The organism is Rhizobium sp. ZW T2_16 (genome assembly GCF_044987325.1).
GTDB lineage: Bacteria > Pseudomonadota > Alphaproteobacteria > Rhizobiales > Rhizobiaceae > Neorhizobium > Neorhizobium cellulosilyticum.
The window spans coordinates 1-13,866 of sequence record NZ_JBJDRG010000005.1 but is presented as its reverse complement, the minus strand read 5'-3'; the positions used below and the strand labels follow the sequence as shown (position 1 = coordinate 13,866).

The window sequence follows — 13,866 nt, the reverse complement described above, 5'->3', positions numbered from 1 at the left end:
GCGAAGAGATTTGCCATGATGAGCGCCGAACCGCTCCTGTCCCTCAAGAACATCAAGATCACATTCGGCGGCGTTCGCGCCCTGAAAGGCGTCTCGTTCGAGGTCAATCCCGGGGAAGTGCATTGCCTTGCCGGCGAAAACGGCTGCGGCAAGAGTACGCTGATCAAGATCATTACCGGTGTCTACAAGCCTGAAGACGGCGCGGAGTTTTACTTCGACGGGCAACCGATCACCGCCATGACGCCGAGCATGGCCCAGTCGCTCGGCATTCAGGTGATCTGGCAGGATCTGGCGCTGTTCGGCGAGATGACCGTCGCCGAGAATATCGGCTTCCAATACGCAGTGAGCGGCAAATATGGCCTTGTAGACAAGCGCGCGATGGAGAAGGCCGCCGAAAAGGCGCTTGCCCGCCTCGGCGTCTCGCTCGACCTGCATCTGCCGTTGAAGGAGCTGCCGATCGCGCAGCGCCAGATCGTCGCCATCGCCCGCGCGCTGGTCGGCGAAGCGCGACTTGTCTTCATGGACGAGCCGACGGCGTCACTGACCCAATCCGAAACCGATTACCTGATCGAGATCGTCCGCAATCTCTCAGCATCCGGCGTGGCAGTTGTCTTCGTTTCGCATCGCCTGGCCGAAGTGCTGGAGATTTCCGATCGCATGACCGTCCTGCGTGATGGCGCGCTGGTCGGCGTCTTCCCCGTCGAAGGCATGACCCAGTCACGAGTGACAGAGCTGATGACCGGCCGCAATTTCGACAGCGCCGTCATCGCTGCCGATCACGACGATCAGCCGGTCGTTCTGTCGGTGAAGAACCTTTCCCGTGCCAACGAATTCGAGAATATTTCCTTCGATCTACGCCGCGGCGAAACGCTGGGCGTGACCGGGCTTCTGGGTGCCGGCCGTACAGAACTGGCGCTCACCCTTTTCGGCATGCGCAAACCGCATTCCGGCGAGATCGTGCTCGATGGAGAGACGGTCCACTTCGGCTCCAACCGGGAAGCCATTCGTGCGGGTGTCGCCTATCTTTCGGAGGATCGGCTGTCGCTCGGCCTCAACCAGCCGCAGTCGATCGCTGACAATCTCGTCATGGCTTCGCTTGATCGCATCCTGTCGGGTGGCCTCATCTCGCCTCCGAAAAAGGAAAATGTCGTCGCGCACTGGATTTCCGCGCTCGGCGTCAAGATCGGCAAGCCGGAAGATCCAATCCGAACGTTGTCGGGCGGTAACCAGCAGCGCGTCGCGATCGCCAAATGGCTCGCGATCGGACCCAAAATTCTCATCCTCGATGCGCCGACGGTCGGTGTCGATGTCGGCGCCCGCGCAGGCATCTTCGAGATCGTACGCAAGCTTGCTGCCGACGGTCTGTCGATCATCCTCATCTCCGACGAGCCGCCGGAGGTCTATTTCAACGCGGATCGCATCATCCATATGGCCGAAGGCCGGATCAAGGCGACCTATGACCCGCGGCAGATGTCGCTGACCGACCTGGAAGGAAAAGTCTATGCGTAGGTTGATGCTTGGCCACACGACCGAGTTCACACTGTTCGCCGTGATGATCGTCCTTTGCATCGCGCTTTCGTTCGCGACGGACAGGTTCTTCACGATCTCCAATGCCTTCGACGTTTTGAACGTCTCGGCCGTCAACATCATTTTCGCGGTCGGCCTGCTTGTCGTGCTGATCTCCGGCGGCATCGACATCTCATTCGCGGTGGCGGCCTCCGTGGTGCAGTATGTGACCGCGCTGGCAATTGCGTATCTGGGCGGCGGCAATTGGGCCGAAGGCTTCATCATCGCTGGTGCGGTCGGCATCGGGCTCGGGCTGATCAATGCAGCGCTTGTCTACAAGCTGCAGATCATCTCGATCGTCGCGACCATCTCGACCTTCAATATCTTCTTCGGCTTGCTGATGTTCTTCACCAAGGGCGTATCGATCTACGACCTGCCGGAATGGCTGACCACGCGTGTCGTCTTCTACGAACGTGAGATGAGTGACGGCTCCTGGCTGGAACTGACATTGCCGGTCGTGGTGATGATCCTCTGCTGCGTCGCCACCTGGTTCATGATGTCCCGCACTACGATCGGCCACCAGCTTTATGCCTTCGGCGACAATCCGGAAGGTGCGCGCCGCTTCGGCATCAATATCGGCGCCATGCATTACATCTCGTTTGGATGGCTTGGCCTGATGGCGGGAATCGGCGGGTTGATGCAGGCGCATTATGCCGAAGAAGTCGTGCCGAACGCCCTTTACGGCCGTGAACTCGACGTGCTTGCCGCAACCGTTCTCGGCGGTGCGCGGCTTGGCGGCGGCAAGGGATCGGTCATCGGTTGTGTGCTTGGCGTGCTGATGGTGTCGATTACCCAGAACGGTCTCAACCTGATGGGCGTTTCGCCCTTCGCCTTCAAGATGATCGTCGGCGCCATCATCCTCGTCGCGATCACGCTCTCCTCCGCGCGGATCGACAAGCTTCTGCCGTTCTTTGCCAAGGGCAATATCCAGAAGGGTCAAGCCCAGAAGAGGGAGGCGCACTGATGTCGTCGCTGATACAGAAGTTCAACAAAACGTTCGGCGCTGACATGGCAGGCCCGGTCATCGCCTTCGTGGTGGTGATGGTCATCTTCGGCCTTGGCGCAGACAACTTCCTGTCGCTTGGCACATTTGGTTCGGTTGCGTTCCAGCTTCCTGAACTCGGCCTGCTCACACTTGCCATGCTGCTGCCTCTCCTGACCGGTGGCATCAATCTGTCGGTGACCTTCACCGCCAATCTCTCCGGCCTTGCCGCCGCAAGCGTTCTGCAGGCCTTTGGCGGCGTCGATGCGTCGGGTGGCGCCTTCGTGATTGCGGTTGCGGCCGCCGTGGCAACCGGTGCCGCGGCCGGCCTGATGACCGGCGCGGCGATTGCCTACACACGCGCTCACCCGATCCTTGTCACCCTGTCGATGATGATCTTCCTGCGCGGTCTTGGCGAGTTCCTGACGCGTGGCGGCGATGTCTCGGGCTTCCCGAGCTATATGGAGCCGATCGGTCATGGATCGATCTTCGGTCTGCCGATCCCGCTTCTGATCTTCATTGTCTGTGTTGGGATCTGGCAGGTTCTCCTGACCCGCAGCAAACTCGGCTTCGGGCTGCTGATGATCGGCTCCAATGTCGAGGCCGGGCAGTATTCGGGCCTCAACACCCGCCGCATCATCATGCTCGTCTACACGCTGTCGGGTGTCATGTGTGCCGTCGGCGGCATTATCATGCTTGCCCGTTTCAACTCGGTTCGTATCGGCCACGGGGAATCCTATCTGCTGATCACCGTGCTTGCGGCATTTCTCGGGGGTATCAATCCGTTCGGCGGCTTTGGTCGCGTATTGCCAGTGTTCGTCGCGCTCGTCGTGCTGCAGCTTCTTTCTTCCGGCCTCAACCTGATGGGCGCCAACCAGCATCTGGCAACGGCGCTCTGGGGCGTGCTGATGATCGTGGTGATGGCGGCCCGCACCATCGTTTCCTCCTATTTCGCATCCCGTAGAAAGAAGATCTGACATGCAAGGTTTCGGTATTCATGCAATGGTCTGGTCCACCGTCTGGGACCATGCCGGTGCCGAGCGCGCCATTGCCGGTGCTGCCCAGCATGGCCAGGATTATATCGAGATCCCGCTGATCGATCTTGCGTCTGTCGATACAGGCCATACGCGTGCGCTGCTCGAAAAGCATAGTCTCCGTTCCGTCTGCTCGCTCGTGCTGCCGGAAAGAGCCTGGGCCTCGGTTCGCCCTGATGCGGCGATCGAGCATCTGACGGCGGCCCTTGATAAGGCCAAGGAGATCGGCGCCGAGGCACTCACCGGCGTGACCTTCGGTGGCACCAATGAGCGGACCGGTTTTCCGCCGACTGAAGGCGAATACGACAACCTGACCCGTGCGCTCGGTACCGCCGCCAAACATGCCAAGGCGCTCGGGCTGGAATTCGGCATCGAGGCAGTCAACCGCTATGAGAGCCACTTGATCAATTCCGCCGAGCAGGCCGTCGCGTTGGTCGAGCGGATCGGCCTCGACAATGTCTTTGTCCACCTCGACACATTCCATATGAACATGGAGGAAAAGGGCATTGCCAACGGCATCATTGCCGCGCGTGATCATCTGAAATGCATGCATATGTCGGAAAGCGACCGCGGCACGCCGGGTTATGGCAACATCGCCTGGGATGAACTGTTTGGTGCGCTCGCAGCGATCGGCTTCAAGGGCCTGCTGACGCTTGAAAGCTTCGTGACCATGCAGGCTGTGATGCCGGGCGATATCTCGACCTGGCGCCCCGTCGCCCGTGATGTTGACGAAGTGCTCGACAATGGCCTGTCATTCCTGCGCAACAAGGCGGAACAATACCGGATTTTCCAAGCGACCGCCCACCCTTGAGACGGCCGGCCCTATTCTTCAATGACCGTGGTGAGGACCACCTTGAGCAAGATAGAAGACAATGCGCGCGAGATCGCCGCACAAGCCCACCATCGCTTCGGCCAGGAGAAAGGCCGACGGGTGATGATCGCGATCGCCGGAGCTCCCGGATCGGGTAAATCGACGATCGCCGAGCGGGTCGTGGATGAGCTGAACGGCAAGGGCGATATTTCGGCAGCGCTCTTCCCGATGGATGGCTACCATTATGATGACTTGGTGCTGGAAGACATGGGACGTCGACCGTTCAAGGGCGCTATCGATACATTCGATGCGCATGGGCTTCGACATATGCTGGAGCGCCTCAGGGCCAATCAGGATGACGTGATCGCCGTGCCGGTCTTCGATCGCTCGATTGAAATCGCCCGTGCCGGCGGTCGTCTGATCGCGCAATCCATCGATATCATCGTCTGCGAAGGCAATTACCTGCTCGCCAGCCAGTCACCTTGGGATCGTCTGAAGCCGATCTTCGACTTCACCGTCTTCGTCGATGTCGATGAAAGCGATCTGCGAACCAGGTTGCAGGATCGCTGGCGCGGCTTTGGTCTGGATGAGGCCGAGATCACCAGGAAGGTCGAGGAAAACGATCTTCCCAACGGCCTGTCGATCATCGCCAACAGCAGTGAGCCCGACCTTCGCGTGAAAAATCCGGGGAGCAGTCAGACAAAGGACTGACGCTCCAAATGCCTTCGACACTGGTCAGAGGGAGGAGATGCCGAATGAGGCAAGCCCTTGGCCGCTTTATCGAAACCCCGACAGCGACAGCTGAAAATTGAGAGAGGCTCCCATGAAACACGGCATCTATTACTCCTACTGGGAACATGAATGGAGCGCCAAATTCGGCCCCTATGTCGAAAAGGTCGCCAAGCTCGGCTTCGACATTATCGAAGTCGCGGCCCATCACATCAACGAATATAGCGATGCCGATCTCGCCGCCATCAAGCAGAGCGCCAAGGATAATGGTATCATCCTGACCGCGGGTATCGGCCCATCAAAGACGAAGAACCTTTCGTCGCCCGATGCCGACGTGCGCAAGGCCGGCAAGGCATTCTTCGAACAGACGCTGACCAATGTCGCCAAGCTCGACATCAAGACGATCGGCGGCGCGCTTCATTCCTACTGGCCGGTCGATTATTCGAAACCGGTCGACAAGGAAGGCGATCGCGCCCGCGGCGTCGAAGGCATCCACGGCATCGCCGACTTCGCCAATAACCTTGGCATCAACCTGTGCATCGAAGTGCTCAACCGCTTTGAGAACCACGTTCTCAACACTGCAGCCGAAGGTGTGGCCTTCGTCAAGGAAGTCGGCAAGCCGAACGTCAAGGTCATGCTCGACACGTTCCATATGAACATCGAGGAAGACAGCTTTGGCGAAGCCATCCGCACCGCCGGCCCGCTGCTTGGCCATTTCCACACGGGCGAAAGCAATCGTCGCGTGCCGGGTGTCGGCAGAATGCCGTGGCATGAGATCGGTCTTGCGCTGCGCGAGATCAACTACACGGGCGCCGTGGTGATGGAACCCTTCGTCAAGACCGGCGGAACGATCGGATCAGACATCAAGGTCTGGCGCGACCTGACCAATGGTGCAGACGAGGCGAAGATGGACGAAGACGCACGCAATGCGCTCGCTTTCTCACGCTTTGTGCTCGGTGGCTGATCAGGCAGTCGCTACCCTGTCGTAGTCTTGCACTACGTTTGACTGGAACGCATGCGAGAGACCTGTCTCTCGCATCGTCTATCAGTTGAATCATGAGGTGACGGATCACCAACGATCGCCGCCCGATAATCTTTACTTCTCCAGCGCGCTTGCGGCGCAAGCACCCGAACTGGCTTCGTTTTGAAAGAGAATGGTTCTTGTTCCATTTGGAAACGAGGGCCCTGCGGCCCTCGAGTTTGGCCGCATGCCTAGAGAAGATCCTCAGGCTGGATGAAATCCATGTCGGTGTAATCGATATTGTCCCCGGCCATCGCCCAGATAAAAGTATAGCTGCCGATGCCGGCACCGGAATGAATGGACCACGGCGGAGAAATCGCGCCTTCCTCGTTGCCGATAAAGAGGTGGCGGGTTTCCTGCGGTTCGCCCATCAGGTGCAGGACCCGGGATTTCGGCTCCATGCCGAAATAGAGGTAAGCTTCCATACGGCGATCATGGATATGTGAGGGGATCGTGTTCCAGACGGAGCCGTCTTCGAGTTCCGTATATCCAAGAACGAGCTGGCAGCTTTCCATCACCAGCGGGTGAATGAACTGGTTGATGGTCCGCTTGTTGGAAGTCTCGGACGCGCCAAGCTTCACTTCCTTGCTGTCCGCCTTGGTGATCAATCGGTTGGGGCAGGAACGGTGTGCCGGGCAAGAAGTGATATAGAAACGCCCTGCACCGCTGAAGGTAACAGCACCTGCGCCCGCGCCGATATAAAGCACGTCACCGTGTTGCAGCTCCCAGCTCTCGCTGGCAATGCTTACCGTGCCGGTGTCACCGATATTGACGATGCCCATTTCCCGCCGATCAAGTAAGGAAGGGGTTTTGGTTTCCTCCACTTTATCGAGCACCAACGTTCCGCCGGCAGGAACAGCGCCACCGACAATGAAACGGTCGTAATGCGTATATATCAGCCGGATTTCGCCTTCGCGAAACATATCCGAGGCAAGGAAATGCGCACGAAGTTCCGCGGTGCCCATGGCTTTCGCTTGAGCGGGGTGCACCGCGTGCCTCGTCTCGACGTTTAGCATAGACATCTCCTCCTATTGGCCGCAGCCATCTCATCCTACGTGTTGCGTATATCTGTACGACAACCTCATTCAGGTCAAGGCATCTTCGTGGCCGAGCAGATGAGGTGACAGCACCTGTCTGCCAGAAACGATCAAATTGGCGATCAGGCAACGGATATGCAGAACGCATTTGACATGCTGTCAACAACATGCGTAAATCTGTCTGGCAAGTTAGAATATTTCTGGGAGGAACTATGATCATCACCGACGTCGAAGTCCGCGTCTTCCGCACGACCACTCGTCGGCATTCCGACAGCGCCGGTCACGCGCATCCCGGTCCGCCGCATCAGGTGGAACAGGCGATGCTGACCATTCGTACCGAGGACGGCCACGAAGGCCACTCCTTCACCGCGCCGGAAATCGTTCGCCCGCATGTCATCGAGAAATTCGTCAAGAAGGTCTTGATTGGTCAGGATTACCGGGATCGGGAAAGGTTGTGGCAGGATCTTGCCCATTGGCAGCGCGGCTCCGCCGCACAGCTGACCGATCGCACCCTTGCCGTCGTCGATTGCGCGCTCTGGGATCTCGCCGGCCGCGCGACCAACACACCTGTTTACAAGTTGATCGGCGCCTATCGCGACAAGGTGCTCGCCTATGGCTCCATCATGTGCGGCGACGAGATCGAGGGCGGCCTTGCAACGCCCGAAGATTACGGACGTTTTGCCGAAACGCTGGTAAAGCGCGGTTACAAGGGCATCAAGCTGCATACCTGGATGCCGCCGGTCAGCTGGGCCCCGGATGTGAAGATGGACATCAAGGCCTGCGCCGCTGTACGCGAAGCTGTTGGCCCCGATATCCGGCTGATGATCGATGCGTTCCACTGGTATTCGCGCACCGATGCGCTGGAACTCGGACGCGGTCTTGAAAAGCTCGGCTTCGACTGGATCGAGGAGCCGATGGACGAGCAGTCAATGTCTTCCTACAAGTGGCTTGCCGACAATCTGGATATCCCGGTCGTCGGCCCGGAAAGCGCCGCCGGCAAGCACTGGCATCGTGCCGAGTGGGTAAAATCCGGCGCTTGCGACATCCTGCGCACCGGCGTCAACGATGTCGGCGGCATCACGCCGGCCTTGAAGACGATGCATATGGCCGAATCCTTCGGAATCGAATGCGAGGTGCACGGCAACACGGCGATGAACCTGCATGTCGTTGCGGCGGTGAAAAATTGCCGCTGGTATGAGCGCGGCCTGCTTCATCCCTTCCTCGAATATGATGATGGCCACGACTATCTCAAGTCGCTTTCGGATCCGATGGACAGGGACGGCTACGTGCATGTCCCCGATCGTCCGGGCCTCGGTGAAGACATCGATTTCGCCTTCATCGAAAACAACCGGGTGAGGTGAAATCATGAAAACACTTCTGGCCTTCGGCGACAGCCTGACCTGGGGAGCAGATCCGAAAACGGGCCTGCGCCATCCGCGTCAGCATCGCTGGCCGGAAGTGTTGAAGGCTGAACTCGGCTTTCGGGTGGATGTCCTGTCCGACGGGCTTGGCGGTCGCACCACCTGTTATGACGATCACACGGGGCCGGCCTGCCGAAACGGCGCCCGGGCCTTGTCGGTGGCGCTCGCAGTCCACATGCCGCTCGATCTCGTGGTGATCATGCTCGGCACCAACGACCTCAAGCCGGTCCATGGTGGCCGCGCCGAGGCGGCTTTTTCCGGCATGCGCCGGCTTGCCGAGATCGTCGAGACCTTTCCCTATAAGCCGCGCTCGGCACGTCCGCGGCTGATGCTGGTTGCTCCACCACCCTGCGTGACGGACGACAACGGCCAGGTGGCAGGCGGCCGTAGCATTGCGGAATCACAAAGACTTGCGCCGCTCTACCGCAAACTTGCCGCAGAACTCGGACACGACTTCTTCGATGCAGGCAGTGCCGCAAGCGCTTCGCCGATCGACGGCGTGCACATGGATATCGCAAACACGGAGGCTTTGGGCAGGGCGCTGTCGGGCCCGGTGGCAGACATTCTCGGGTGATCGGCCTGGCTTGGGAGAGCGATAGGCCGAAAGGATAGAAATCATGGAGGGGCCGTATTCCACGCGAAGCGGCATCAAACGGAGGAAACATGCGACACTTTTTTGCAACTGCAGCCGTCGGAGCGCTCCTGCTCGGCGCCATGCCTCTCAACGCTCTGGCGGAAACGCCGAAAGACCAGCTTGTCGTGGCGACCACGATGAACAACATCCTGACGCTCGATCCGGCCGCCATTACCGGCCGCGAGACTGTTCAGGTACTCAACAATATCTACGATACGCTGGTCGTCCTGAGCGACAAGGATCGCTCGATCCAGCCGCGCATCGCGGAAAGCTGGGAGATTTCCGAGGACCGGATGTCGATCCGCTTCCACCTGCGCAAGGCGACCTTCGCCTCCGGCAATCCGGTCACCGCCAATGACGTGGTCTGGAGCCTTAAACGCCTGCTCACCCGCAACCTTGCACAGGCATCGCTGCTCAAGACCCGCGGCTTTAAAGCGGATGCCGCCGACAAGCTTTTCGTCGCCGAAGACGAACAGACCTTCGTTCTCAACCTGCCCCAGCCGGATGACCCTAACCTCGTGCTGATGGTGCTGGCGCAGAACGGTCCCGGCTCGATCATCGACAGCAAGACGGCGCTTGAAAACGAGAAGGACGGCGATCTCGGCGCCGGATGGCTGACCTTGAATTCGGCCGGCTCCGGTCCGTTCACGCTCGGCCAGTGGAAGTCGAACGAATATATCATCCTCACCCGAAACAGCGATTACTGGGGCGAGGCTCCGGCGATGAAGCGCGTGCTGATGCGCCATCTGCCGGAATCGCAGTCGCAGCGCCTGATGCTCGAAAAAGGTGATATCGACGTCGCCTATTCGCTGCAGGCGCCAGACCTGAAGTCGCTCGAAACCAATGCCGAGATCAAGATAGAATCGACCCCCGGTTCCGGCTTCTATTATCTCGGCGTATCGATGAAGGACGAACGTTTCGCCAAGCCGAAGGTGCGCGAGGCGCTGCGTTACCTCATCGATTATGAAGGTCTCGACAAGGCCGTCATGCCCTATTACGGCAAGGTTCGCCAGCGCCAGATCAGCACCGGCGTCATGGGCTCGCTGCCGGATCCGGGCTACAAGCTCGACGTTGCAAAGGCAAAGGCACTGCTGGCGGAAGCCGGTTATCCGAACGGGTTCAAGACAACGCTCCGCGTCCTGTCGGAAGATCCTTTCATGAAGGCGGCAACCGCCATCCAGAATACGCTCGCCCAGGCCGGCATCCAGGCCGAACTGATCACCGGTTCCGGCGACCAGATCTATGGCGCAATGCGCGAGCGCAAGTTCGAGCTGCTTGTCGGCCGCGGCGGCGGCGGCCAGCAGCCTCACCCGGACAACAACCTGCGCGCGCTTGCCTATAATCCGGACAACTCGGATGAAGCCAAGCTCACCAATTATCAGAGCTGGCGTACGAGCTTCTATGACGAAAAGCTCAACAAGATGATCGGCGACGCGCTTGTCGAGCGCGATCCGGCAAAGCAGACCAAGGCCTATGAAGACATCCAAGCCTACATGGAAGAGATCGTCATGTCGCTCCAGCCGTTCTCGGAAGTGTTCGATACCGCCGCATTCCGCAGCGATGTCGGCGGCATGATCGTAAATCCTTGGCTCTCCCGTTTCGAGGGCATCACGAAACAGCGCTAACCCCTCCAGGCAGCTGTTTCGATGAAGAGGCGCATGGCAACATGCGCCTCTTTTCGCACGGGGCATCCTCTAGGTGGTTGGCCCAGACAGGAAGGTCGAAATTGCACCGCATGCCCACATCGTGCCGAACGGGCCTCAGTTCTGCAGCGCCCAGTCCGCCACCTGCCAGCGCATTTGTCCGCGATCGGCGACGACACGGCCGAGACCTGGGAAAGGCATGTGCGTGGCGGCAATAAGCGCACCTTCTGAAGCAGCCATGGGGAAAAAGCGGTCGCGCATCGCCTTGGCGGCTTCGCGGTCCTGCTCGAACAGGAAGAACACATCGGTTGCGGCAGGATGCACGACCGGGAAGATCATGTCCGAAACCATGATCAGGCTCTGCCCGCCTTCTTCGACCCGCACCCCGATATGGCCGGGTGTATGCCCCGTCAGGTCAACGATCGAAACGCCCGGTGAGATCTCGCGCTCGCCGTCGATCGCCTGAAGCTTCGGATAAAGCCGCACGACCTCCTCCGCCATCTTGAAGCTGGGCTGCAGAAAATCGGGCGCACCGTTGCGCTTGGCGGGGTCTGTCCAATGGGCGACATCGCGGCGATCGATATAGAGTTCCGCCTTCGGAAAATTGTTCTTACCGCCGGCGATCAGCCCACCCATGTGGTCCTGATGCAGATGCGTCACGATCACGGCGTCGATCTCGTCAAGTTTCAAGCCCAGCGCGGATAGAGCCTGCGGCAACTGGCCCGTCTGGCCGATCGAGCCCGCGGCACCGGCATCGATCAGTATGCGGCGCTGGCCATCCTCGATGAGATACTGGTTGAACAGAAACCGCACGCCGCTCGGCCGGGCGGTGAACTGCGCGGTAGCCGCCTTTTCGACCTCGGCCGCCTCGCGTCCCGGAAAATAGGTGAAGGGCATATCGGCATAACCGTCCGTCAGGGCCGTGACCGTGAAGCGGCCGATGCGGATCTGCGCGAGCGGCGTAACGCTGACCGGCGAGCCCGTGGCCGCCTGCGCCGCCGCAATGACCGTTGTTGGCGCGCCTCCGATCAGGCTTGCCCCGGCGAGGCCGAGAGGAAGAGTGGAGACAAAGGATCTGCGTGAAAATTCAGCCATGATGCGGCCCCCCGGAAAATTGAAAAATACGGGCGACAGCCGCCGCCCCCAAGAACGCGTGCAGGCTATGACACACGCAACCGATAAGATACTCTGCCGATCGGAAAGCTGCCCTCTCAAATTCCGGAAGGTTTAGATGGACCGTTTCGAAGCAATGTCGGTTCTGCTCGCCGTTGTCGAGGCTGGCAGCCTCTCGGCCGGCGCGCGGCGATTGCGTTCACCGCTCGCCACGGTCAGCCGCAAGGTCGCCGATCTTGAAAAGCATCTCGGCGTGCGGCTGGTTCTGCGCACCCGCAGCGGCCTCGCCCTGACGGAAGAAGGCCGCGCCTTCGTCGCCGCGTCCCGGAGCATTCTCGAGGCGCTGGATGCCGCAGAGAAACAGGCCGGCAGCGATCATGGCGCTCTGCGCGGCGGGCTGCACGTGACGGCTCCGATTGCCTTTGGCGAGCGCCACCTTCTGCCGATCGCACTGGAATTCCTCAAGGAACAACCCGAAATCGACCTGCGCCTGACCCTGGCCGACCGGCAGCTTAGCCTCGCCGAAGAGCATGTTGATGTGGCCCTTCGGATTGGGCATCTGGCGGACAGCGCACTGATCGCGACGCGTGTGGGCGCCGTGCGTCGGGTGATCTGCGCCAGCCCCGACTATCTTGCCCGCCGGGGTGTGCCGCGCCGGCCGGAAGACCTCGCCCGGCATGACGGCATAAGCTTTCAGGGGTTCGCGACCTCTCCGGAATGGCGTTATCGCCGCGATGGCGCCGCCTTCACCATAGAGCCGCGCTCGAAGCTCTCCGTCAACACGACGGAGGCTGCCATTCAGGCGGCGCTGGCCGGTATCGGCATCATTCGCGTGCTTTCCTACCAAATCTCCGATGAGTTGCGCTCCGGCGCACTGCAAGAGTTACTGACGGAGTTTGCGCCAGAACCCCTGCCGGTCAACGTGATCCATCACCCAGCAGACCCCATGCCGCAAAAGGTGCGATGCTTCCTCGACTGGATCTCTCCCCGCCTGCGCGCGCAGATGGCTCTGTAATTCTCATTCCCCTCTCCTCCAGCCAAAAAAAGAGCCCGGCACTCAAGGCCGGGCCAGGGAGGAGTTTTTTTAACCGCACTGCCTGTCAGACATGCCCTTCATATTCCAGAGACGCGCCGATCAGCTCGCGGGAATAGGGATGAACCGCCTCGCAGCCTGGGATCGCCTCGCGCGGCAATATCTCGGTAATCTCACCGCGCAGCATCACGGCGAACCGGTCGCACATGTGATCGACCACCGCCAGATCATGCGTCACCATGATGTAGGTGAATCCGTGTTCTTCGCGCAGGCGCTGCAAAAGGTTGAGGATTTCCGCCTGCACGGAAACATCGAGAGCCGATGTCGGCTCGTCCAGAAGCAGCAGCGAAGGCTCGAGGATCAGCGCCCGCGCAATTGCGACACGCTGGCGCTGCCCGCCGGAAAGCTGATGCGGAAAACGATCGAGAAAGGACCCGGGCAGTCCGACATCGGACAGCACCTTCTGCATCCGCTCCTCGTGATTTGTGAGCTTGTGGATTCTCAGCGGCTCCGAAAGCACGGTTCTTACCGACTGGCGCGGATGCAGCGAACCGTAGGGATCCTGGAAAACCATCTGCAGCGTGCGGCAGCGTTCGATGAGCGGCATGTCGCGCACGGACTTTCCGTTGATCAGGATCTCTCCCTTCCAGAAGTCGGTCAGCATCGAGATGCAGCGCAGCACGGTGGATTTGCCCGATCCGCTTTCGCCCACCAGGCCGAAACATTCTCCCGGCTCCACCAGGAAGGATATGTCGGGAAGGACCTTGAGCGCTGTTGGCCCGTGGCCGAAAGTAATGGAGAGATTGCGTGTCTCGACTGATACCGTCATCGGGAAACCTCCT

General features: G+C 59.9%; 13 protein-coding genes. 10 read left to right on the top strand and 3 right to left on the bottom strand.

The window, feature by feature from the left end:
• The first annotated feature begins 18 nt into the window (after window positions 1-18).
• From ACI3K0_RS14860 to ACI3K0_RS14835, 6 genes are all read left to right on the top strand, one after another.
• A complete protein-coding gene (locus ACI3K0_RS14860) occupies window positions 19-1,509 on the top strand; it encodes a sugar ABC transporter ATP-binding protein (protein ID WP_148147064.1) in 1,491 nt (496 codons plus the stop codon).
• On the top strand, window positions 1,502-2,530 hold the full coding sequence (locus ACI3K0_RS14855; RefSeq protein WP_404945533.1) for an ABC transporter permease: 1,029 nt from the start codon (window positions 1,502-1,504) through the stop codon (window positions 2,528-2,530). The genes ACI3K0_RS14860 and ACI3K0_RS14855 overlap by 8 nt, the downstream gene beginning before the upstream one ends.
• Window positions 2,530-3,525 carry an ABC transporter permease gene (locus ACI3K0_RS14850; RefSeq protein ID WP_404945532.1) on the top strand — a complete coding sequence of 332 codons (996 nt, stop codon included), beginning with the start codon at window positions 2,530-2,532 and terminating at the stop codon, window positions 3,523-3,525. The genes ACI3K0_RS14855 and ACI3K0_RS14850 overlap by 1 nt, the downstream gene beginning before the upstream one ends.
• 1 nt (window position 3,526) lies before the next feature.
• The gene (locus ACI3K0_RS14845) at window positions 3,527-4,393 is read left to right on the top strand and encodes a sugar phosphate isomerase/epimerase (protein ID WP_148146823.1); all 867 of its coding nucleotides are present in this window, start codon (window positions 3,527-3,529) and stop codon (window positions 4,391-4,393) included.
• A 21-nt stretch (window positions 4,394-4,414) separates the two neighbouring features.
• Window positions 4,415-5,104 (top strand): nucleoside triphosphate hydrolase, encoded by a 690-nt coding sequence (locus ACI3K0_RS14840; RefSeq protein ID WP_404945531.1) that lies wholly within the window; start codon window positions 4,415-4,417, stop codon window positions 5,102-5,104.
• Between the two features lie 112 nt (window positions 5,105-5,216).
• Window positions 5,217-6,086: a sugar phosphate isomerase/epimerase family protein gene (locus ACI3K0_RS14835; protein ID WP_148146819.1), complete on the top strand. Its 870-nt coding sequence runs from the start codon at window positions 5,217-5,219 to the stop codon at window positions 6,084-6,086.
• 248 nt (window positions 6,087-6,334) lie between these two features.
• Here the strand turns inward: ACI3K0_RS14835 and kduI are convergent, their stop codons facing one another.
• Entirely contained in the window at window positions 6,335-7,159 is an 825-nt protein-coding gene (gene kduI / locus ACI3K0_RS14830; RefSeq protein WP_148147063.1) for a 5-dehydro-4-deoxy-D-glucuronate isomerase, read from the bottom strand.
• 233 nt (window positions 7,160-7,392) lie between these two features.
• On the opposite strand from kduI, the gene ACI3K0_RS14825 reads away from it, so the two are divergent.
• The 3 genes from ACI3K0_RS14825 to ACI3K0_RS14815 all read left to right on the top strand — a co-directional run bounded on the left by ACI3K0_RS14825 (window position 7,393) and on the right by ACI3K0_RS14815 (window position 10,860).
• A complete protein-coding gene (locus tag ACI3K0_RS14825) occupies window positions 7,393-8,541 on the top strand; it encodes a mandelate racemase family protein (RefSeq protein ID WP_148146817.1) in 1,149 nt (382 codons plus the stop codon).
• A gap of 4 nt (window positions 8,542-8,545) precedes the next feature.
• Window positions 8,546-9,175, top strand: a complete 630-nt coding sequence (locus tag ACI3K0_RS14820) for an SGNH/GDSL hydrolase family protein (protein WP_148146815.1) — start codon at window positions 8,546-8,548, stop codon at window positions 9,173-9,175.
• Between the two features lie 89 nt (window positions 9,176-9,264).
• On the top strand, window positions 9,265-10,860 hold the full coding sequence (locus ACI3K0_RS14815; RefSeq protein ID WP_206826607.1) for an ABC transporter substrate-binding protein: 1,596 nt from the start codon (window positions 9,265-9,267) through the stop codon (window positions 10,858-10,860).
• 135 nt (window positions 10,861-10,995) lie between these two features.
• On the opposite strand, the gene ACI3K0_RS14810 is transcribed toward ACI3K0_RS14815, so the two are convergent.
• Entirely contained in the window at window positions 10,996-11,973 is a 978-nt protein-coding gene (locus ACI3K0_RS14810; protein WP_206826606.1) for an MBL fold metallo-hydrolase, read from the bottom strand.
• A 136-nt stretch (window positions 11,974-12,109) separates the two neighbouring features.
• On the opposite strand from ACI3K0_RS14810, the gene ACI3K0_RS14805 reads away from it, so the two are divergent.
• A complete protein-coding gene (locus ACI3K0_RS14805) occupies window positions 12,110-13,006 on the top strand; it encodes a LysR family transcriptional regulator (RefSeq protein ID WP_148146809.1) in 897 nt (298 codons plus the stop codon).
• An 85-nt stretch (window positions 13,007-13,091) separates the two neighbouring features.
• Here ACI3K0_RS14805 and ACI3K0_RS14800 read toward each other — a convergent pair whose 3' ends face one another.
• Window positions 13,092-13,853 carry an ABC transporter ATP-binding protein gene (locus tag ACI3K0_RS14800; RefSeq protein WP_148146808.1) on the bottom strand — a complete coding sequence of 254 codons (762 nt, stop codon included), beginning with the start codon at window positions 13,851-13,853 and terminating at the stop codon, window positions 13,092-13,094.
• Window positions 13,854-13,866 lie beyond the last annotated feature (13 nt).